Genomic DNA, 19,761 nt, shown 5'->3' with positions numbered 1-19,761 from the left:
TTTATACGGGTATATTGCCTTAATGATTCGCTTATTTTCCTTATTATTTGCTCTTTGCTTTATATTAAGTGCATGTACGACCGCTCCGAAAGGCCCAGAAAATGCGGTAAACCTTACTGCGCAACTCGAAAAAGTGGCTGAAGTCCACCATTGGCAAATGCGCGGAAAAATTGCTTTTCGCTATGGAAAAGAAGCGGCGAGTCTTAATTTAGTCTGGAAAAACGATTCCGGCGATTTCGATTTTCGATTAACTAATTTTTTAGGAGTGAGTCTAGTTAATCTAAACGTGAACAAAAATCAGTCAGTATTAGAGGCTGACGGTGAAACCTATGTAGACGCCTTGCCAGAACCACTTATTTATCGAAGCACCGGAATGCTAATACCGGTAGAGCCTTTACTGTCTTGGGTTAAAGGTCTTCCCCTTGAGGGAGATAAATACACCTTAACCGAAAAAGGGCTTGTGAATACCCTTGAAAGTTATTGCCAAGGTTGTCGCAATTGGAAGGTAACTTACGGCAACTACGGTAGTGTTGATTTGGAAGATGAAACATCTGTATGGCTACCACACAGCATCACGCTTATCCAAGATGAAACCCCGAATATGCCTAAAACTCAGCTTAAAATTAAAATTTATCAGTGGACTCTGTTGTGAACGCATTTGAATCAACGCAAAAAGATTGGTGGCCCTCCCCCGCTAAATTAAACCTTTTCTTACATATTCTTGGTCGATATGACAATGGCTATCATCAGCTTCAAAGCCTGTTTCAAATGCTGGATTACGGCGATGCCCTCGCCTTTGATATAAGCACAGACGATACAGCCACTCGAATGGAAACACCTCTAGATGGTGTGCCAGACGATGACAATTTAATTGTAAAAGCAGCGCGACTGCTGGCAACAAAAACAAAATGTAATAAGGGTGCCGTTATTTCGTTAGACAAGCGTCTTCCTATGGGTGGCGGTATTGGTGGAGGTTCATCGAATGCCGCAACCACGTTAGTCGCGCTTAATCATCTTTGGAACACAGGACTAAGTGAAGATGAACTGGCTGAGCTTGGGTTAGCATTAGGTGCCGATGTACCTATTTTTGTGCGAGGTCTGACGGCATTTGCGGGAGGCGTTGGAGAGGACATAACCCCAGCTCCTCAAAAAGAACAGTACTTTCTTGTGGCAAACCCTAATGTTCATGTAAGTACGGCGGAGGTGTTTACTTCACCCGATTTACCCAGAAATACACCTGCGATACGTTGGGAAGACTATAAATTTGAAAAAACTTGGAATGATTGTCAGCAATTAGTCGCGAATCGCTATCCTGAAGTTGCAAAATTATTACAGTGGTTGGTACACTATGCACCGTCGCGAATGACGGGCACAGGTGCTTGCGTATTTGCCACTTTTTCTGACTACACTTTAGCCGAACAGGTTAGGGCTAACATGCCTGAAGCTTGGCAGAGTTTTGTCGCAAAAGGTGTGAATCGCTCACCACTATTAGACAAATTAGAACAACAAAAATAGCGTGTACGCCACATCGGACAAGAACTTAAAAATTGGGGTATAGCCAAGTTGGTAAGGCAGCGGGTTTTGATCCCGCCATTCGTAGGTTCGAGTCCTGCTACCCCAGCCAAACCTCTTTTATCAACGCACTGAGGAACCACTTGTGCCAGATATGAAGCTCTTTGCAGGTAATGCCGTACCAGAACTTGCCCAGAAAGTTGCCGATCGCCTCTACACCAAACTTGGAAATGCCAAAGTTGGCCGTTTCAGTGACGGTGAAATCAGCGTAGAAATTCATGAAAACGTCCGTGGCTCGGACGTTTTTATTATCCAGTCTACGTGCGCACCTACTAACGATAACCTTATGGAACTTATTGTGATGATCGACGCACTACGTCGCGCATCAGCTGGTCGTATTACAGCAGTAATTCCTTACTTTGGTTATGCACGCCAAGACCGTCGTGTTCGTTCAGCTAGGGTGCCAATTACTGCGAAAGTAGTGGCTGACTTCCTGTCTAACGTTGGTGTTGACCGCGTACTTACTATCGACCTACACGCCGAACAAATTCAAGGTTTCTTTGATGTTCCGGTGGATAACGCATTCGGTACTCCTATCCTTCTTGCTGACATGGTAAGACGTGATTTTGCCGACCCTGTCGTCGTTTCTCCTGACATTGGCGGTGTTGTTCGTGCACGTGCTACTGCGAAACTACTTAACGACACCGACCTTGCCATTATCGATAAGCGTCGCCCTAAAGCGAATGTGGCTCAGGTAATGAACATCATTGGTGACGTGAAAGACAGAGACTGCATCATTGTCGATGACATGATTGACACAGGCGGTACGCTTGCAAAAGCAGCAGAAGCGCTAAAAGCGCATGGCGCGCGCCGTGTTTATGCTTATGCGACTCACGCTATTTTTTCAGGTAATGCTGCAAACAATCTTAAAGAGTCTGTTATTGACGAAATTATCGTTACCGACTCTATCCCATTAAGTGCAGAGATGAAGCAAATTGGAAAAGTAAAACAGCTTACTTTATCTGAGATGCTTGCTGAAACTATTCGTCGCATCAGCAACGAAGAGTCTATTTCAGCAATGTTTGAGTACTAACTCGCACTAAAAAGCGAGTGAGACAATGTCTTTCAATAGCATTGTTTCACTCGCTTCTTTTATACGAATTATTGATTAATTATCAATTTCGTCTTCTTCGTCGTCTTCTGGCATATCCACGTCAACAACAGGTACTTCAACTTCTTTAGTCTTTGTTTTTACGTCAACGTCCATCGTATCGACGTCATACTCAGGCATTTTACCGCCTTCAACGTCAACGTCTGGCATTTGACCATCATCGGTTTTCTTTACTTCATATTCAGGAAGCTCGCCAGACTCAACGTCAACATCAGGCATTTCGCCATCTTCAGTTTTGTTCACGTCGCACGCACTTGCCGCTAGTGCCAGACTCGATACTGCAAAAATTTTGGTTAAGTGCTTCATTTTCTCTCCTTAAAAACGTTGCTTTTGATAATCCCCAATTAAGGTAATGGAGATTATGCTAGCTGCGTAATACATTGCCTTTTGACTTAATGAGTAAATCTCGGGCGCTGTTATTACTTAAGTCAATGATTATAAAGCAGGGTCTGTGCCAACCATCCTATAAAATTCTGCACAGCAAAATGTCCGAACCTAAAATGCGGTCTATTTCGCTCTTAGTAATAAAAAGAAATCTATTATCCAGCTGCACGCTAAACCCTTAGGCGAATATTATCCGACACCCGTTAAACCGCGGCTTATGTCACTTTTTATAAAAACTTTTCGCAGGTAAATTTTGACGAATAAGATAAAGCCTCGACTTCTCCCTGAAAACTTCTGGCTCTTTTTAAAAACGAACACACGGTTCCCTTAGACCGAGTGCGGTAATCTCTTTAATGATGTAAAAAATATGTATAGGTTTCTGCGTTTTTTGTAGAAATTACTTAACCACCGTGGAAGACTGTAAAACAAAGAAGAGCCTTAATCGGTAATAGCCAAAAATTTTGTACTGTTGCACACTTGGCTTTAACTGGGCGCTAACCATAAATCCTACTCTTGTTTAATAGAGGAATATAAGAATGAAGACACACCACCTTAAACTCGCACTCATAATTACTTCTGCGCTTGCACTTGTCGCTTGCTCTCAAGAAGAAAGTAATAAGGACGTCACTATGGTAGATAAAGAAAAGCAAATGGAAAGCAAGACGGAATCTATGCCCAAAGAGCTGGTTGCTGAACCTGTTACACAAGCTGAAGCCGTTGAAGATAGCGTAAAAGGTGAAGTCTCTATGAAAGGCAGCATTATATACAAAGACCTAGAAGGCGGCTTTTATGCATTTATTGCCGAAAACGGCGACCGTTATACCTTACATGGTCTAGACGAAACCTATCAAAAAAATGGACTTGTTGTTGAAGTTGAAGGCACACCTAAACCAGACATGATGACCTTCACCCAATTCGGTACAGTACTTCAAGTATCAAGCGTTAAGGTGCTTGATACCAGCAAGGTTATTGATAACCTTCAAACACAATGATCGTACCTTGTGCGAAATAAGTAGCAAATAACGCGTTTATGTAACTTACATAATTAATGTTTTCAAACAGCGAATAACCTTTACTCTCGTACTAATAGTACATACCTACACTTAAAAGGATGACCAGTGATGATTAATGCATATGCCGCTAAAGAAGCGGGCGCAAAACTGGAAAAGTTTCAGTACGACCCCGGCGAGCTTGCTTCGCATGACGTTGAAATAAATGTTGAAAGTTGTGGTATATGCCACAGTGACTTGAGCATGCTTGATAATGAATGGGGTATGACAGAGTACCCTTTTGTGCCAGGACACGAGGTAGTAGGTACTATCAGTCAAGTGGGCGAGCATGTAACCTCTCTTAAAGTTGGACAGCGTGTGGGACTCGGTTGGCATTCATCCTATTGCAATAGCTGTAGAACTTGCGAGGAAGGCGATCACAACCTGTGTGCCGATGCTACTATGACTATCGGTGGTCGCCACGGCGGATTTGCAGATAAAGTACGCGCTCAGGCCCGCGCTGTTATTCCCCTTCCCGATTCTATCGACAGCACAAAAGCAGGGCCTTTGTTTTGCGGCGGCATCACTGTATTCAATCCTCTTGTCCAGTTTGGTATTAGCCCAGCAAGTGAAGTTGGAGTTATCGGCATTGGTGGTCTAGGGCACTTGGCTTTGCAGTTTTTAAATGCGTGGGGATGCAAAGTAGTCGCGTTTACTTCAAGCGAATCTAAGCAAAAGGAAGCGATAGAGCTGGGCGCATCAGATACTATTAATAGTCGTGATGAAAACGAGATTAAGAAAGCACGCGGTCGCTTCGACCTGATTATTTCGACGGTTAATGTAAAGCTAGACTGGAATCTGTATTTATCTACATTGGCGCCGAAAGGTCGACTTCACTTTGTGGGGGCTACCCTTGAGCCTCTTGATATAGGTGCGTTTAATTTAATTGGCGGTCAAAAAAGCGTATCTGGTTCCCCTGTGGGTAGCCCAGCAACCATCAAAACCATGCTCGATTTCGCAGCCCAACATAATATTGAACCGGTTACTGAAACTTTTAAGTTTGATGATGTAAATGACGCTATTGAAAGGTTACGAGAAGGAAAAGCCCATTACAGAGTGGTGCTGACGAAATAAACGGTAACGCTCAAGATAGCAACATTTAAAGATGAAGCCAGAAATAATAGCTTGGATGAAAGTTAGCCTATACTGTTCTTGGTAAAATAAAAACGCGCTTCGGCGCGTTTTTGATGTTGGCAGCGCCATTTTCAGGTTAGCTCGCTTCTATTTTTATCTTCGTTGGTAATTGTATGTTGTAGTAGGTGGTGTTAGAATTCGCCGCCCTTGAATTTTGGGCTGATGATTTATTGTGCGTATGAATGTATTTTCAAACGTGATAAACATCAAATTACAGTGGGTTTTGGTCGCAAAAACCCACATCATTAGACTTATATTTTTTGGAGACAGACAATGTCTGAAGCAAATTTCAAACTAGATGCTTCTGTTCGTACAGACCTAGGGAAAGGTGCGAGCCGCCGCCTACGTCGCGAAGATAAGCTTCCTGGTATCATCTACGGTGGTGAAGAAGCACCAGTTTCTATCACACTAGATCATAACAAAGTAAACAACTCTGCTGACTTTGAAGCGTTTTACTCACACGTTCTTGAGCTAAACCTAGACGGTAAAGTTGTTGAAGTACTAGTTAAAGACATGCAGCGTCACCCTTACAAGCCTAAGATCATGCACATTGACTTCCAACGTGTAATCGCTGGCGAAGACGTTCACACTAACGTACCACTTCACTTCGTAAACGAAGAGAAGTCTGCTGCTGTTAAAGCTGGCGGTATCGCTGAGCACCACGTAACTGAAATTGAAGTTACTTGTCTGCCTAAGAACCTCCCAGAGTTCATCGAAGTAGATATGGCTGCTGTTGAAATGGGTCAAACGCTACACCTTTCTGACCTAACACTTCCAGCTGGCGTTTCTTCGGTAGAACTTGCTAAGAACGACGAAGCTCACGACCTAGCAGTTGTGACTGTTAAGCCTGCTCCTAAAGCGGCTGACGCAGAAGAAGACGGCGAAGAAGCAGCTTCAGAGGAATAATCCTCTTGGCTGATATCCGCCTAATCGTGGGCCTGGGTAATCCAGGCCCCGAATATGAAAATACCCGACACAATGCCGGTGAATGGTTTCTCAACCAACTTGCCGACACCTATAGCGCCCCGCTAAAACCAGAAACCAAATTCTTCGGTAAGACTGCTCGCATTACTATTGCTGGCAAAGATGTCCGTTTGCTCTACCCCACTACGTTTATGAATAAAAGTGGGCAAGCTGTAGCAGCACTGGCTAATTTTTACCGCATAGAACCAGAACAAATACTAGTAGCATTTGACGAATTGGATTTGCCCCCCGGCGTAGCAAAATACAAAGTGGGTGGAAGTTCTAGTCAAAACGGCGTACGCGATATTGTGGCTAAAATGGGTAACAACAAGAATTTTTTGCGTTTGCGCATAGGTATTGGTCATCCAGGTCATAAAAGCCGAGTAACCGGACATGTTCTTGGTAAGCCACCAGCAGATGAAAAGGCAGCTATTGAAAGCGCCGTTGATGAAGCGGTACGCTGTACCGAAATTTTGCTGAAAGAAGACCTTAAGCAAGCACAGAACAGGTTGCACTCTCACAAAGGGTAAACCTAGCCAGTTTTCACTTTTCCAAACTAAGGATCCATACCATGGGTTTTAAATGCGGTATTGTTGGCCTACCAAACGTAGGTAAATCAACACTTTTCAATGCATTAACAAAAGCAGGTATCGAAGCGGCCAACTTCCCTTTCTGTACCATCGAGCCAAACACAGGCGTAGTACCTGTGCCAGATCTTCGTTTGGACAAGTTGGCTGAAATCGTAAACCCACAGCGCGTTATTCCCACTACTATGGAATTCGTTGATATTGCGGGTTTGGTAGAAGGCGCATCTAAAGGTGAAGGCCTAGGTAATAAATTTCTAGCGAATATTCGTGAAACCGACGCTATCGGTCACGTTGTACGCTGCTTCGACGATGAAAACATTGTTCACGTTGCAGGTCGCGTTAGCCCTAAAGATGACATCGACGTTATCAACACCGAACTTGCGCTATCTGATTTAGAAACCACAGAAAAAGCACTTCACCGTGTAGCAAAACGCGCCAAAGGTGGCGACGCTGATGCCAAGTACGAAATGAAGGTACTTGAAAAGATTAAGCCGCACCTAGATGAAGGCTTATTACTTCGTTCACTAGAGCTTAGTAAAGAAGAGCTTGCGGCAATCAGCTACATGAACATGCTTACTCTTAAGCCGACCATGTACATTGCTAACGTGAATGAAGATGGTTTTGAAAACAACCCGTATCTTGATCAGGTAAAAGAGATTGCAGCAGGCGAAAATGCTACAGTTGTAGCTGTTTGTGCATCTATCGAGTCTGATATTGCGGAGCTTGAAGATGACGAACGCGAAGAGTTTATGCAGGACATGGGCTTAGAAGAGCCTGGCCTTAACCGCGTAATTCGTGCCGGTTACAACTTGCTAACGCTTCAAACTTACTTTACTGCAGGTGTTAAAGAAGTGCGAGCATGGACTTTCCCTGAAGGTTCAACCGCACCACAAGCAGCGGGTAAAATTCACACCGACTTCGAGAAAGGCTTTATTCGCGCTGAAATAGTAAGCTACGATCACTTTGTTGAGTTTAACGGCGAGCAAGGTGCCAAAGATGCAGGTAAATGGCGTTTAGAAGGTAAAGACTACATTGTTAAAGATGGTGACGTTATCCATTTCCGCTTTAACGTGTAATTTCTATCGTAGAAACTAGCACAGTTTACTAAAGCCACCGCAAGGTGGCTTTTTTGTTTCCCGTAAACAATTGTTAAGCGTACATAGGGCTGATATAACTATTAAAAAACGAACGACGTTAACAATGATTTTTAAAAAGTTCAGCAATTCTTACCTATTCTCAACATTGCAAAGCAAATCACAGCGATATTCACAGCTAAAAAAACGACAGTCTCTGTACAAGGCCTCGGTTAGAACGTTATGTTTACTAGGCTTCGCTTGCTTTTCCATTGCCAGTGAAACTCAGATTAAAGCAGTAACTACACAAACTAACATCGGCGGCGGTGAAATAGCGCCAACTTTGGTAAGCAATGCCGACAGTTGGTATCAGGTACCCCAAACTAATACAGTGACCTTTAAAACCGCACACGGCGACGTGGTGATTGCACTACACCCAACACTTGCGCCAAAACATGTGGCTAGGTTCAAAGCCCTTATAGACGCTGGCTTTTACAACGAGCAAGCGTTTTATCGTGTTGTAGACGGCTTTGTCGCACAGGCAGGCAGTAATGATACTCACGACTCAGCTCGGTTTGCAGCAAATCTGCTTACGACAATCAACGCTGAATTTACCCAACCACTTAATAGCAATGTAAGCTTCGTTGAATCTAAGGATATGTTTGCACCTCACACAGGCTTTTTAGACGGATTTCCTGTTGGCGTTGATAAAAACCGAAAGGAAATGTGGGGTCTCCACTGCCCTGGCGTTGTGGCGTTTGCTCGTAATAGCGAGAAAGATACCGCCAGTACCGAGTTTTATATCGTAATTGGTCAAGCGCCACGACACTTAGATAGAAACATGTCGGTGATTGGCCGCGTGGTGAAAGGTATGGAGCTACTTCAAAAGTTGCCTAGAGGCAATGTGGACACAGGCGGCGTTTTAGATGACATTACCCAAGAAAGCAAAATAAAGCAGGCTTTTGTGCATGCAAGCAATGCAACACCTTATTTCCTGCAAACGCCTCATCATGAAGAATATAAAAAACGAGTGAATACAGGAAAAAACCTAGATAACCCGTTTTTTCATGACAATACGTATGGCCCGCGCCCAATTGACGTGTGTTATTACCAAACAAAAACCAGTGACAAAGCGTGGTAAATTGCTAACTTATTTCGTGCAAGTTGTTCAAATTCACGGCTTTTTGTGCGTATTTCGCCCTAATACGCACACTTAATGAGCATTTAAAAAAAGTTAGTAAAAAAGGGGTTGACGGTTGCCAGTCATATACGCATAATACGCGCCACTTCCTGAGAGGGAAGAGAATAGCAAGGCTACGTAGCTCAGTTGGTTAGAGCACATCACTCATAATGATGGGGTCGCAAGTTCGAATCTCGCCGTAGCCACCAATTCTCTGTTATCTCTTTTAGGAAAGTCTAGCTGCGCGGAAGTGGTGGAATTGGTAGACACGCTGGATTTAGGTTCCAGTGCTTCACGGCGTGAGAGTTCAAGTCTCTCCTTCCGCACCACAACTGGGGTATAGCCAAGTTGGTAAGGCAGCGGGTTTTGATCCCGCCATTCATAGGTTCGAGTCCTGTTACCCCAGCCATTCTTTTTTGAATGACTATTATAGCTAGCGTCTACGCGGAAGTGGTGGAATTGGTAGACACGCTGGATTTAGGTTCCAGTGCTTCACGGCGTGAGAGTTCAAGTCTCTCCTTCCGCACCATTTGGGGTATAGCCAAGTTGGTAAGGCAGCGGGTTTTGATCCCGCCATTCATAGGTTCGAGTCCTGTTACCCCAGCCAAATTCTTGAGAAGCCGCTCATCGAGCGGCTTTTTATTGAAGATAAAAGTTTAGGCTACGTAGCTCAGTTGGTTAGAGCACATCACTCATAATGATGGGGTCGCAAGTTCGAATCTCGCCGTAGCCACCAACTTTTACATTCCTTAATTGGAAGTCTACATTGCGGAAGTGGTGGAATTGGTAGACACGCTGGATTTAGGTTCCAGTGCTTCACGGCGTGAGAGTTCAAGTCTCTCCTTCCGCACCAAAATTGGGGTATAGCCAAGTTGGTAAGGCAGCGGGTTTTGATCCCGCCATTCATAGGTTCGAGTCCTGTTACCCCAGCCATATTCTTGAAGAAGCCGCTCTTTTGAGCGGCTTTTTTGTTTGTGATTCCCTTTTTTAAAAAGTGCCGATAGATTTTGGATTTAAATTCCTACACCCTTTCCCCCATGAATGAATAAATTTGCTATATGAGAGCATAAAACGTCATAGTTTCAGTACGTTTTCATTGCCCAATCATTTAATTGTCGTGCTAGTATTGGTTCTTTATCGATATAGCTCGGCTTATTCTAAGGTTTAGCAGATCTGTGTTTGCCCAAACCGAAGCGTTTGTTCTGACAACGCACCTGTCATGTTCAGTTCATTTTTACAGTCCGAGTAACTATTAAAACAATAACGAAGGAAAGTGCGTGATAAACGAATTCGTTTCATTAGTTAACAATATTCTTTGGGGAGACGGCCAGGTACTCATTATCATGCTTTTAGCATGTGGTATTTGGTTTACCGTAAAACTAGGCGGTGTACAGCTTAGGCACTTCGGCCATATGTTCAGCTTGCTAAAAGGCAGTAACACCTCTAGTAAAGACGGGATCAGTTCATTCCAAGCTTTATGTACCAGCTTGTCCGCCCGTGTAGGTACAGGTAACTTAGCTGGTGTTGCGGTAGCTATATCACTAGGTGGTGCTGGCGCTATCTTTTGGATGTGGATGATTGCTCTTCTCGGTATGGCCACCGGCTTTGCGGAAAGTGTTTTGGGCCAGCTTTACAAAGTACGTGACGAAAACGGGGAGTTCCGTGGCGGCCCTGCTTACTATATCAAGCAGGGGCTCAATAAAACCTGGTTAGCTGTCGCTTTCTCGCTTTGTTTGTTCTTTGGCTACGGGTTTGTTTTCAGTGCCGTTCAAGCCAACACTATTACCGATGCATTAAATAATGCGTATGCTTTCCCCACTGAATATGTGGGCCTCGCCATTATTGCTCTGGCAGCTTTAATCGTAGTGGGAGGGCTTAAAAGCATTGCTCGCTTTGCCGAGTTCGTGGTGCCATTTATGGGAATTGGCTACGTGCTTGTGGCATTGGCCATTACCTTCATTAATATTTCAGAACTGCCAGCCATGTTACTTGATATTATAAAATCAGCATTTGGCTTGCAGGAAGCTGGCGCAGGAGCATTAGGTGCTGCCATTAAAAATGGTATTCAGCGTGGTCTTTATTCAAATGAAGCGGGCAGCGGCTCTGTACCGCACGCAGCAGCAAGCGCTGTTCCAAACCCTAACCATCCGGTATCGCAAGGTTACATTCAGATGCTCGGAGTTTTCTTAGATACACTAATACTGTGTACATCGACTGCGTTTATCATTTTACTTGCTGGCGGTTCAAGCTCTGATCAGATGGAAGGTATCCGCTTAACTCAAGATGCGATGAGCAGTCATCTAGGTGAAGGCGGTACAGACTTCGTGGCAGCCGCCATCAGCTTATTTGCGTTTACTTCTGTGGTCGCTAACTACGCTTATGGCGAAAGTAACCTACACATGTTCAAGCTAGATAACAAAATAGGCCGTGCAGTGTACACCATTGGTTATTTAGGCATGATCTACTGGGGCGCACAGGCGGCACTACCTCAGGTATGGGCCATGGCCGATATGGCGTTAGGCCTAATGACGGTGATTAACATCATCGCTATTGTGTGGATGACCCCTACCATTGTGTCTATCAGCAAAGACTACTTTAAGAAAAAAGACAGTGGCGAAAACATGGAATACAAAGTTGGCGACTGTGAGATACAAGGTAAGTCGGAAGATGGTATTTGGGATTAACCCAACATTTTACGTTTAAACGAAAAGGGGCATCATTGATGCCCCTTTTTGTTTCTTTAAAGCAATTTTAATGAGTTTGATAAAGTACTTTGCCGGTAGCAAAAGTTAACCTGACATTACCGTTACTATCTTCATTACAGTAAATGTTATTATTCAAACTCCCTTCTCTTTCTGAATCTGCCAGTAAGAAATCAGACTCCCATATAAGTTCGCCTGAATGCATATCCAATGCGTACACTTTTGATTTAGCTTGGCGAGAATCATATTGCAAATCATCGGTTAGGTTAAACTCAGGGGTAATGACATATGTCACGCCGTGAGCTTTTGTATCAGAAAACTCGCTGCAATAGTCAAGGCGATATGCTGACGACATACTGGATATTTCAATGCTTGAATCAGAGTAAACAGAAACAAAGCTGTCATCAACAACGTTATAAACGTGATTGAAAAGCAGCTCTTGTGGGTTGGTGCTGTTAACGTTAATTCGCTCCCTAACCATGATGGATACAAAGGGGCTATCGTCATAGTATGCGTTCACAATAGCGGGCTCATCTTCCACAAGATACAACTCTTCATCCGTTGGGTATTTAACTTTTCTAAAGACTTCAAAGCCTTCAGGTGTCTTTTGTACAATAACGAGATGATCGTCGATAATCATTGCAACATAGTGTTTTCCTTGCCAAGTATAACTACTCAGCCCGCGGATTGGTCCGTTCCCCTCAAGGCCCCATAAGGTTAATTGTGCCTCTTCCTGCATGCTGTCTTGTTCAACAATGAACAGCTCTCGGCTCATCCTTACAAGGATATAGTCAACACCAGCCACGTTAACAAACTTAAATTCTGGGGGACCGCCATTTACACCAATCACATATTCTGATACTGCATTGCTATTAAAACTCTTTCTCACTAATGTAGAGTCAAATACTTCCCAACCGTAAGTATCAAGAGATGTAGTCGACAAAGAAATAAAGGTAGGCTCTAGTTCAGCAGCCGCTTTTTCAGTGAATGAAGTACTTCTATCTTCATTTAAGCTAAATACCCCTTTCAAACTTCCCACCGCAAAGCCATCTCTTGTGGCAGCAATGTTTCCCAAAACCTCAAAATTGTCGACGTCTGAAGTTAAATTCTCTACAACAGGGGAAGCTGTGCTGTTGGTAGCTACTGTAAGGGTGTGTTTGAGCCTTGTCGCATAATCGCGATTTCTCACTTCTATTTCAAAGTTAACATCTAGCGGGTAGCCAAAATTAGGCACAAATGCTTCCCATTCAATGCTACCGTCATCGGTTATTTGCATATCTATTGGCGAGGTAACTAACCTAAATTCGAAGGGTCCGTTCCCCTGGGCATTTAATATCTCTATATTATTTGAATATACTTCGCCTACCTGCAGGTTAGACGCTAAGCTCGCTAGCTCTATTTGTGGTTGGCTTTGTTTAACATAAACCGACACCGTCACAGGGTCTGATTCAACCTTTCCATCAAAAGCGATAACCTGAAGCTGATATTGGCCTGACTGTGAAAAGCTTACGCGAGTATTGTTAAAACCGTTGTTTTGAAATGAAACGTTAGCACCTTCAGGGGCCGATAACACGCTCCACTGGAAAGTAAGAAGGTCATCATCAATATCACTACTTTCGCTGGTGTCTAATAACATAAACACGTTACGGTCAGCTTCAAGTGACGTAGATGCCACATTAACGAGTGGCGCCGTATTCTCAGCATCTAAATAGTCTTGATTGCCGATAAAAGAAAAAGGAATGACTAGCGTAGGCTCTTCAGCATTATTGATATCGCTGAAAAGGCCAACAGAGACAAGCCCTTCTTCCTTTTCTTTAATTATAAGTGTGCTTGAGCCTGCGATCGCGAGGGCAAGAGACGGTGAGGTGAATGAACCTGGTCGCAGAGTCGTGACATCAACGTACCCATAAGGAGAAATGTATATTCTTCCATCAGGCACTAACACAGGGTTATTTTCGGAAATCGTGGTGTCTATGTCTACGTCATCAATAAACACCGTAACACCTGATGACGCGTAGGTAAGCAGTCCGTTTACTATGGCTGACTCTGTGTATTGCTCACCAACAGATGCTTCAATCGTCCCCTCGAAGTTTGCAACCATTCGTGAATTGTCGATGGTTAGGCTATCAAATGAAAGAGTCCCTTCAAACGACTCGCCATTAGAAGACACAGACGATACAGATAACGTACCGTTACCATTGAAGGTATAGGGCCCCAAAGCGCAGTTTATGTATTCAACTTCAGAGGTATCATTTTTTAACTCGCCAACAATTAATTGTCCAGAATCACAGTCTAATCCAGACGGTTGCTCGTGATCCGTTAACACTCGGTCAAAACGGGCATAAGGAAATTCGTCAGCATGCACTAACATTACAGACGTATCTAAAGCCGACGTTACATAATAGGCAATATCATAAGCAGAAGTGCTGTCGACAACTGCTTCATTCTTAAGCCCTCCATACTTGCTAAAAAGTCCGCTTGGAGGAGGGGCTGGATTAGTAGGTGTTACAGGGGTAGGTGAAGAAGATGAGGAATCTCCGCCTCCCCCTCCGCACGCTGATAATACCGATAAAGTGACGATGCAAACCGCACTATGTTTGATAAGGCTAACTAAGCTGTTCATATTACACTCGTAATTATGAGCATGCTTTATAAGAACATCGGAAAAATAGAAGAGGCAATGCTTTAGAGAGGTAAACTTACTTAACTTTATCCAAAACGCGACAACTAAAACTATCCATGTTTTTAAACGGTAAGAATGCTCGATTTTTCTGCTGATAATCAGCGCGAAAATTTAAACAGTAATCTCCCTCTTTTCAAGCCCTATTTCATTGATACCCTACAACGCCACTGGCAAATGCCCTGTCTTAACCCAGATTATTGTTTCTTCATCAACGTAAGGATGATGCTGACTCATATGCGGGCTTCTTATCCATGTACCTTGAGGGTATTCACCGTGTTCGTCTTTGAACGTACCCGATATTACAAAAATCTCTTCACCACCAAAATGCTTATGAGGCTTAAATACCTCGCCCACTGGCCATTTAACTAGCGCTACGTGTTCATGCTCAAAGTTGTGTAGCGGCATTACTTGTAAACCGCCCTGCCCTTGCAGCCACTCTGCAGTATTAGTGTTCACCCTAACCTCAGTCAAATCCCGCTTATCAAACTGATTTAGCTTGACCAAAATCACGCAGCCTTCTTTGCTAAACGGGCTGTGTTTGCTGCCCGGCGGATTACGCATGTATGTGCCTGCGGGGTAGTCTCCGTGCTCGTCGGAAAATACACCTTCAAGTACAAGAATTTCTTCTCCATACGGATGGCTATGCTGCTTAAAGCTAGCGCCTGCTTCGTACTTAACAACGCTGGTTGTATGACCAGACTCTTTTGCTTCACGCTCTAGCGGCTTACGCCATACTGTAGAGGAAGGTGAAGCTTGCCATTCTTGCATTTGCGTATTGATAGCTAAGCGTTCATCAAAATTCATATTTAACATTTAGGTCACCGATTGGTAATGGCGCGTTGTCGCTATTTCGTTAAAGACCATTACTCTGGCCTTAGCATTTCGAAAAAGTTATCTTGAGATATAGTGTAGTAATCACCCCTTCCGCCGCCACGGCTAATTGGCTTGCTTTTAAGTGTACTGTAAACGCCGTTTTCTATAAGCGACTTATCGATGTGTACGCCCACTACTTCGCCCATAATAAACCAGCTGTTCACCGCATCACCTGAAGCAGTTTTTAGCTGTACCACATCGGTAAGCTCACACTCCATGCTTACCTTACTGGCTTTCACGCGAGGAACACTTATTATTTCACTGTCTACGGTTTGAAGCCCAGCATGCTCGAACTCGCTTTCTTCAGGTGCCAGAGGTTTGCTTGTTGTATTCATTGCATCTACTAAGTCTTCCGATACAAGATTCCAGCAAAACTCACCCGTTTCCTGCACGTTTATCAATGAATCTTTTTTGCTGCCTACTACCGAGAAGCCAATAATAGGTGGTGTATAGTTCAACGCATTGAAAAAACTGTAAGGGGCAAGATTCAACACGCCCGCTTTTGATATTGTAGAAATCCATCCTATAGGGCGCGGCGCGATGATCGCGTTAAACGGATCGTGAGCTAAGCCATGACCTTCTTTTGGCTGATAAAAGTGCGTTTGTGACAAAACCATTCCTTATTATTTATGGTAGGGTAAAACTAATATTGATATGAACGCTTATCCGGCGTTTTTCAAGAGCTAAAAATTAAAGGTTGTTTATGACTGCACGAAGTGTCGCATTTTCAAGAACAAGACTGACTGAATTAATGGTACCTTCATTCGCTAATTTTGGCGGAAAGGTGCATGGAGGCGTTATCTTGTCCCTAATGGATAAAGTCGCCTATGCCTGCGCGAGCAAGCATGCAGGTGCGTATTGCGTTACGGTAACTGTGGATGGCGTTGAGTTTTTACAGCCCGTTGAGGTTGGCGACCTTCTTCACCTTGATGCTACTGTACATTATGTAGGGAACACGTCGCTAGTTGTAGGGATAAAGGTCACCACCGAGAACATAAAAACGAACGCGGTTAAACATACTAACAATAGCTTCTTCACCATGGTAGCCAAAGATGACAGCGGCACACCTGTTTCAGTACCCGAACTAGAGTTATCTACTCACCATGAAATGCGTAATTTTGTGACCGCTATCCGTCGTAGTAAAATTCGCAAGGAAGCACAAGTTAAGCTTCAACGCGATTACGACGCCTTTATTCCCAAAGAAGACTTCGCACTTCTCGATGCGCATAGGTGCACAGTTATCTTTGAACGGGATGAAGTGCCAGCCAAGCAAGATTACGAAGATTAGAGGGTATACTTTAAGGTTAAGGACTTACAGCAGTTCCTCAATATACGATTACTTTTAACTATGTTGCACTGTCAGTACAATAGCGTCTCACCTAACCAATAAAAAAGCCCTCTAAGTTTTTTATTCAATCTTAGAGGGCAATTCAACTTAGCTACTTTTTTATTTTCTCGTTTATCCTAAGCGCTTAACTAGAAGCACTTAACTAAAAGCGATACGAGACTTTTCCGTAAACAAAGCGGCCGGTGAAGCCGTACGGCGAGAAGCCTGAGTAGGAAAACAGACGTGAGAAAGTGGTTACTTCATCAACCAGATCTCGCGTTGGCTCTGGATACACATCAAAGATGTTGTTAGCACCAACAGAAACCGTTAGCCCATCAGTTAATGCAATGCGAACATCTAAGTCAGTGATCCATTCCGAAGGAAGGATTTCGTTGCGCGCTTCAATTGAAGAAGGATCCTCTACTTCACCATAGCGTGTAGTGCGAAGCGTGGTAGTGTAGCGGTCATAGTTCCACGTTACGCCAAGATTCAGCTTGCTATCAGGTGAGCTGGTTTCAAAGCGACGAAGTTCAACATCACTGAACAGGTTGTCTTGGTCAAAGCCAGCGTTCTGCAGCACGTCAGGTGCATCTAAAATGTCGGTCACTTCATTGTCGTTAAAGTTCATTCCGGCATTAAAGTTAAACGCACCATAGTCAGATGTATTCAAGGTGTAAGTAGATACAATGTCCACACCTTCTGTACGCGAATTAATCGCGTTTAAGAAGAAGCGTGCACGGTTTGCTCCTGTGCCTTCTAGCAAGGCTTCAATCGCGTCACCAGATAGATTGTTTGACAGCACAATACGGTCGTCAATGTCTATTCGGTAGAAGTCTACCGTTAAGTTAAAGTCGGCTGTGGGCGAGTAAGTAAAACCTGCGCTGTAGTTATTGGACTCTTCTGCATCTAGCCCCGGGCTACCTAGCGCTTGCGCAACATCACTTGATGGTGCAAATGTGCCCGTTTCAGTTGGCTCGCCATCGACAAATACGGTAGCGATAGAGGTAAAGAACTGCTGCTGAAGAGACGGCGCTCTAAAGCCTGTTGATACCGACGCACGAAGGGCAAATGCATCGCTAAGCGTTACACGATGCGACATCTTCCAGTTAAACGTGCTGCCAAAATCTGAATAATCTTCATAGCGACCAGCCACTGCTACATTCCAGTTTTCTACAACATCGGCTTCTAAATCAACGTAAAAGCTGTAGTTGTGGCGGCTATTGTCACCTGCTGACTCAGGGGTAAAGCCTGGGAATACTTGAGAACCAGCGGCTCCAAATGGGCCGTCTACCGGGTCTGTAACAGCTCCACCAGGCCCAAAGGTACCTTGAATGTAAGAGTTTTCTTCACCGGCTGTAATGTCGTAACCTTCATGACGGTATTCTGCCCCCATAGCGAAGTTCATTTCACTGTAGAACAACCCCGTATCAACCAATCGTGACGCATCTGCGTTAATAATAGTGGTATCGTACTCAAGCGTACCGGCATCAAACTCAGTTTGGCTTGTTGGGCCAAGTGACGTATTTAATGTGTTTACTACGCCATACTCTAACTCGTTACCACCGTGAGTCAGAGACAGGTCATAATTCCAGACATCTCCATAACCTTTAATGCCAGCGATAAGCGACATATCGGTTATATCGGTTTGAATAGAAGGTAAGAAACCATCTTCATAAATCTCAACGATATTACGTGAGTCCTGCGCACGGCGATAAAAGCCACTACCAAGAGAGTCACGAGTGCTATAGCCAGCCGTAGTGTAAAACTCAACGCTGTCAGTTAGCGCTTTACCCGCGTTGATAAACAGCGCGTAATCCTCTACTTCACCGTTACCGTAAACGTGGTTATAGCGGTTAACTGTGAGTTCACGCGGGTCTAAATTCCCCTGTGCATCGCGGGCATAGTTTTCTCGCTGATCGTAGTCAGCACGATTTGCCTGGCCGCGGTCACGATATTCTGCTGAAACATTTACAAAACCATCATCGCCCCACTCAAAGCCCACATTGCCTTGAAGGGTGAAGGTTTGTCCATCGGTTACTTCACGGTCACTGCCCTCATCAAATGCTAAATTACCGTCAGCGCCAATACTTACCCCTTCAAGGTTAGGTACGCCATCCATCGTTGTTACATTAGCACCGTAAGTCGCCGATACTTCACCGCCTTCAGCGGCATCTTTCAATACTATATTAATTACGCCAGCGATAGCGTCTGAACCGTATTGGGCCGCTGCACCGTCGCGCAAAACTTCAATTCGTTTGATAGCGTTAGCAGGAATAGCGTTTAAATCTACTGCCGAAGAGCCTCGCCCCACCGAACCGTTTAGGTTAAGTAGCGCCGAGGTATGACGGCGTTTTCCATTTACTAATACTAGAGTATGGTCAGGTGCTAAACCTCGTAGCTGTGCTGGCCGTACGTGGTCGGTGCCGTCAGTAATAGAGGGTTGAGGAAAGTTAAAGCTTGGAAGCAACTGATTCAAAATCATGTTGGTTTCAGTTAGGCCCGTTGCTTCTATCGAAGAAGCATCAATAATATCAATAGGAACGGGAGAGTCATTAACAGTGCGGCCAACCCGTCTTGAACCTACAATTTGAATTTGCTCAACATCTTGCTCATCAACAGAAGCTTGGTCTTGTGCAAGAACCGACGTGGAAAAAGGCATTCCAGCTATTGCAGAAGCAATAAGGGAAAGCTTAAAAGCAGAAGCGTTAAATTTTGCCTGTTGCATTGTGTTGTTCCTGAATTCTTTTAAATTTTACTTATTGAAGTGTGTTGTCTTGTATCAACCGCGTTAATTTGGTTTTAAATACAATAACTTCATTCTGTTGTTGGGGTACTGCTAAACGTCAGATTGTCTGATAAGACTTATTATTATTAGGGATGAAAAGCACTATGTGCTTCCGACCTGAGTAAATCACAAAAAGATTCGCTCGCACAATACTAAAGTAGTAATAAAAGCGTAATATCGACGACAAGTAGATTTTTAAAGGTGAAGCGACGGAATTATCTTCTTTTAGACTAGACGCTTCAATAATAAGAGTTTGTAACTCTCGTGAGCTATTGTAGGCAGATTAATTGTGATACAAAAAAGCGCTCTGTAAAGAGCGCTGTTTATCGTGTTTAGTG

16 protein-coding genes and 9 tRNA genes are annotated in these 19,761 nt (G+C 44.0%); 20 read left to right on the top strand and 5 right to left on the bottom strand.

The genetic code is table 11. The features are described from left to right. Nucleotides 1-22 precede the first annotated feature (22 nt). From lolB to V7R55_RS09420, 4 genes are all read left to right on the top strand, one after another. Nucleotides 23-652, top strand: a complete 630-nt coding sequence (lolB, locus tag V7R55_RS09435) for a lipoprotein insertase outer membrane protein LolB (protein WP_334059236.1) — start codon at nucleotides 23-25, stop codon at nucleotides 650-652. Then, entirely contained in the window at nucleotides 649-1,515 is an 867-nt protein-coding gene (gene ispE, locus V7R55_RS09430; protein ID WP_334059235.1) for a 4-(cytidine 5'-diphospho)-2-C-methyl-D-erythritol kinase, read from the top strand. The genes lolB and ispE overlap by 4 nt, the downstream gene beginning before the upstream one ends. Before the next feature lie 33 nt (nucleotides 1,516-1,548). Further along, nucleotides 1,549-1,624 (top strand) — tRNA-Gln (locus V7R55_RS09425). 33 nt (nucleotides 1,625-1,657) lie between these two features. Then, nucleotides 1,658-2,605: a ribose-phosphate pyrophosphokinase gene (locus V7R55_RS09420; RefSeq protein WP_014949014.1), complete on the top strand. Its 948-nt coding sequence runs from the start codon at nucleotides 1,658-1,660 to the stop codon at nucleotides 2,603-2,605. A 75-nt stretch (nucleotides 2,606-2,680) separates the two neighbouring features. On the opposite strand, the gene V7R55_RS09415 is transcribed toward V7R55_RS09420, so the two are convergent. After that, entirely contained in the window at nucleotides 2,681-2,989 is a 309-nt protein-coding gene (locus V7R55_RS09415) for a hypothetical protein (protein ID WP_334059234.1), read from the bottom strand. A 614-nt stretch (nucleotides 2,990-3,603) separates the two neighbouring features. Between V7R55_RS09415 and V7R55_RS09410 the strand changes: the two genes are divergently transcribed. From V7R55_RS09410 to V7R55_RS09340, 15 genes are all read left to right on the top strand, one after another. Next, on the top strand, nucleotides 3,604-4,059 hold the full coding sequence (locus V7R55_RS09410) for a ribose-phosphate pyrophosphokinase (protein WP_334059233.1): 456 nt from the start codon (nucleotides 3,604-3,606) through the stop codon (nucleotides 4,057-4,059). 129 nt (nucleotides 4,060-4,188) lie between these two features. Beyond that, a complete protein-coding gene (gene ahr / locus V7R55_RS09405) occupies nucleotides 4,189-5,190 on the top strand; it encodes an NADPH-dependent aldehyde reductase Ahr (protein WP_334059336.1) in 1,002 nt (333 codons plus the stop codon). Nucleotides 5,191-5,523: 333 nt separating this feature from the next. Further along, complete coding sequence (locus V7R55_RS09400; protein ID WP_334059232.1) at nucleotides 5,524-6,156, top strand: 50S ribosomal protein L25/general stress protein Ctc; 633 nt, start codon at nucleotides 5,524-5,526, stop codon at nucleotides 6,154-6,156. A gap of 5 nt (nucleotides 6,157-6,161) precedes the next feature. Further along, complete coding sequence (gene pth / locus V7R55_RS09395) at nucleotides 6,162-6,743, top strand: aminoacyl-tRNA hydrolase (RefSeq protein WP_334059231.1); 582 nt, start codon at nucleotides 6,162-6,164, stop codon at nucleotides 6,741-6,743. 41 nt (nucleotides 6,744-6,784) lie between these two features. Continuing rightward, nucleotides 6,785-7,876: a redox-regulated ATPase YchF gene (gene ychF / locus V7R55_RS09390; RefSeq protein ID WP_118489665.1), complete on the top strand. Its 1,092-nt coding sequence runs from the start codon at nucleotides 6,785-6,787 to the stop codon at nucleotides 7,874-7,876. Between the two features lie 124 nt (nucleotides 7,877-8,000). Next, nucleotides 8,001-9,014, top strand: a complete 1,014-nt coding sequence (locus V7R55_RS09385) for a peptidylprolyl isomerase (RefSeq protein ID WP_334059230.1) — start codon at nucleotides 8,001-8,003, stop codon at nucleotides 9,012-9,014. Nucleotides 9,015-9,185: 171 nt separating this feature from the next. After that, nucleotides 9,186-9,262, top strand: a tRNA-Met gene (locus V7R55_RS09380). Between the two features lie 35 nt (nucleotides 9,263-9,297). Next, nucleotides 9,298-9,382, top strand: a tRNA-Leu gene (locus V7R55_RS09375). A 4-nt stretch (nucleotides 9,383-9,386) separates the two neighbouring features. Then, nucleotides 9,387-9,462, top strand: a tRNA-Gln gene (locus V7R55_RS09370). A 35-nt stretch (nucleotides 9,463-9,497) separates the two neighbouring features. Continuing rightward, nucleotides 9,498-9,582: transfer RNA gene (locus V7R55_RS09365), tRNA-Leu, on the top strand. Nucleotides 9,583-9,584: 2 nt separating this feature from the next. Then, nucleotides 9,585-9,660, top strand: a tRNA-Gln gene (locus tag V7R55_RS09360). Nucleotides 9,661-9,712: 52 nt separating this feature from the next. Next, nucleotides 9,713-9,789 (top strand) — tRNA-Met (locus V7R55_RS09355). Nucleotides 9,790-9,821: 32 nt separating this feature from the next. Beyond that, nucleotides 9,822-9,906, top strand: a tRNA-Leu gene (locus V7R55_RS09350). A 4-nt stretch (nucleotides 9,907-9,910) separates the two neighbouring features. After that, nucleotides 9,911-9,986: transfer RNA gene (locus V7R55_RS09345), tRNA-Gln, on the top strand. 344 nt (nucleotides 9,987-10,330) lie between these two features. Continuing rightward, on the top strand, nucleotides 10,331-11,737 hold the full coding sequence (locus V7R55_RS09340) for an alanine/glycine:cation symporter family protein (RefSeq protein WP_334059229.1): 1,407 nt from the start codon (nucleotides 10,331-10,333) through the stop codon (nucleotides 11,735-11,737). Between the two features lie 67 nt (nucleotides 11,738-11,804). Here V7R55_RS09340 and V7R55_RS09335 read toward each other — a convergent pair whose 3' ends face one another. The 3 genes from V7R55_RS09335 to V7R55_RS09325 all read right to left on the bottom strand — a co-directional run bounded on the left by V7R55_RS09335 (nucleotide 11,805) and on the right by V7R55_RS09325 (nucleotide 15,922). Continuing rightward, nucleotides 11,805-14,378, bottom strand: coding sequence for a hypothetical protein (locus V7R55_RS09335; RefSeq protein ID WP_334059228.1), 2,574 nt, complete (start codon nucleotides 14,376-14,378; stop codon nucleotides 11,805-11,807). Nucleotides 14,379-14,594: 216 nt separating this feature from the next. Next, complete coding sequence (locus V7R55_RS09330; protein WP_334059227.1) at nucleotides 14,595-15,251, bottom strand: cupin domain-containing protein; 657 nt, start codon at nucleotides 15,249-15,251, stop codon at nucleotides 14,595-14,597. A 50-nt stretch (nucleotides 15,252-15,301) separates the two neighbouring features. Continuing rightward, on the bottom strand, nucleotides 15,302-15,922 hold the full coding sequence (locus V7R55_RS09325) for a flavin reductase family protein (RefSeq protein WP_334059226.1): 621 nt from the start codon (nucleotides 15,920-15,922) through the stop codon (nucleotides 15,302-15,304). A 92-nt stretch (nucleotides 15,923-16,014) separates the two neighbouring features. Here V7R55_RS09325 and V7R55_RS09320 point away from each other — a divergent pair, with 92 nt between their 5' ends. Next, nucleotides 16,015-16,599, top strand: coding sequence for an acyl-CoA thioesterase (locus tag V7R55_RS09320; protein WP_334059225.1), 585 nt, complete (start codon nucleotides 16,015-16,017; stop codon nucleotides 16,597-16,599). A 202-nt stretch (nucleotides 16,600-16,801) separates the two neighbouring features. Here V7R55_RS09320 and V7R55_RS09315 read toward each other — a convergent pair whose 3' ends face one another. Beyond that, nucleotides 16,802-19,363 (bottom strand): TonB-dependent receptor plug domain-containing protein, encoded by a 2,562-nt coding sequence (locus V7R55_RS09315; protein WP_334059224.1) that lies wholly within the window; start codon nucleotides 19,361-19,363, stop codon nucleotides 16,802-16,804. Between the last annotated feature and the right edge of the window lie 398 nt (nucleotides 19,364-19,761).

The organism is Alteromonas sp. S005 (assembly GCF_036864475.1).
Classification (GTDB): Bacteria; Pseudomonadota; Gammaproteobacteria; order Enterobacterales; family Alteromonadaceae; genus Alteromonas.
The sequence above is the reverse complement of the archived record's forward strand: the minus strand, read 5'-3'. Positions and strand labels throughout refer to the sequence as shown.

Excerpts from the sequence above, each read along its gene's own strand:
- lolB (WP_334059236.1), top strand. The coding sequence starts at position 23 with ATGATTCGCTTATTTTCCTTATTATTTGCTCTTTGCTTTATATTAAGT.
- V7R55_RS09415 (WP_334059234.1), bottom strand. The coding sequence starts at position 2,989 with ATGAAGCACTTAACCAAAATTTTTGCAGTATCGAGTCTGGCACTAGCG.
- V7R55_RS09410 (WP_334059233.1), top strand. The coding sequence starts at position 3,604 with ATGAAGACACACCACCTTAAACTCGCACTCATAATTACTTCTGCGCTT.
- ahr (WP_334059336.1), top strand. The coding sequence starts at position 4,189 with ATGATTAATGCATATGCCGCTAAAGAAGCGGGCGCAAAACTGGAAAAG.
- V7R55_RS09400 (WP_334059232.1), top strand. The coding sequence starts at position 5,524 with ATGTCTGAAGCAAATTTCAAACTAGATGCTTCTGTTCGTACAGACCTA.
- ychF (WP_118489665.1), top strand. The coding sequence starts at position 6,785 with ATGGGTTTTAAATGCGGTATTGTTGGCCTACCAAACGTAGGTAAATCA.
- V7R55_RS09385 (WP_334059230.1), top strand. The coding sequence starts at position 8,001 with ATGATTTTTAAAAAGTTCAGCAATTCTTACCTATTCTCAACATTGCAA.
- V7R55_RS09335 (WP_334059228.1), bottom strand. The coding sequence starts at position 14,378 with ATGAACAGCTTAGTTAGCCTTATCAAACATAGTGCGGTTTGCATCGTC.
- V7R55_RS09330 (WP_334059227.1), bottom strand. The coding sequence starts at position 15,251 with ATGTTAAATATGAATTTTGATGAACGCTTAGCTATCAATACGCAAATG.
- V7R55_RS09320 (WP_334059225.1), top strand. The coding sequence starts at position 16,015 with ATGACTGCACGAAGTGTCGCATTTTCAAGAACAAGACTGACTGAATTA.
- V7R55_RS09315 (WP_334059224.1), bottom strand. The coding sequence starts at position 19,363 with ATGCAACAGGCAAAATTTAACGCTTCTGCTTTTAAGCTTTCCCTTATT.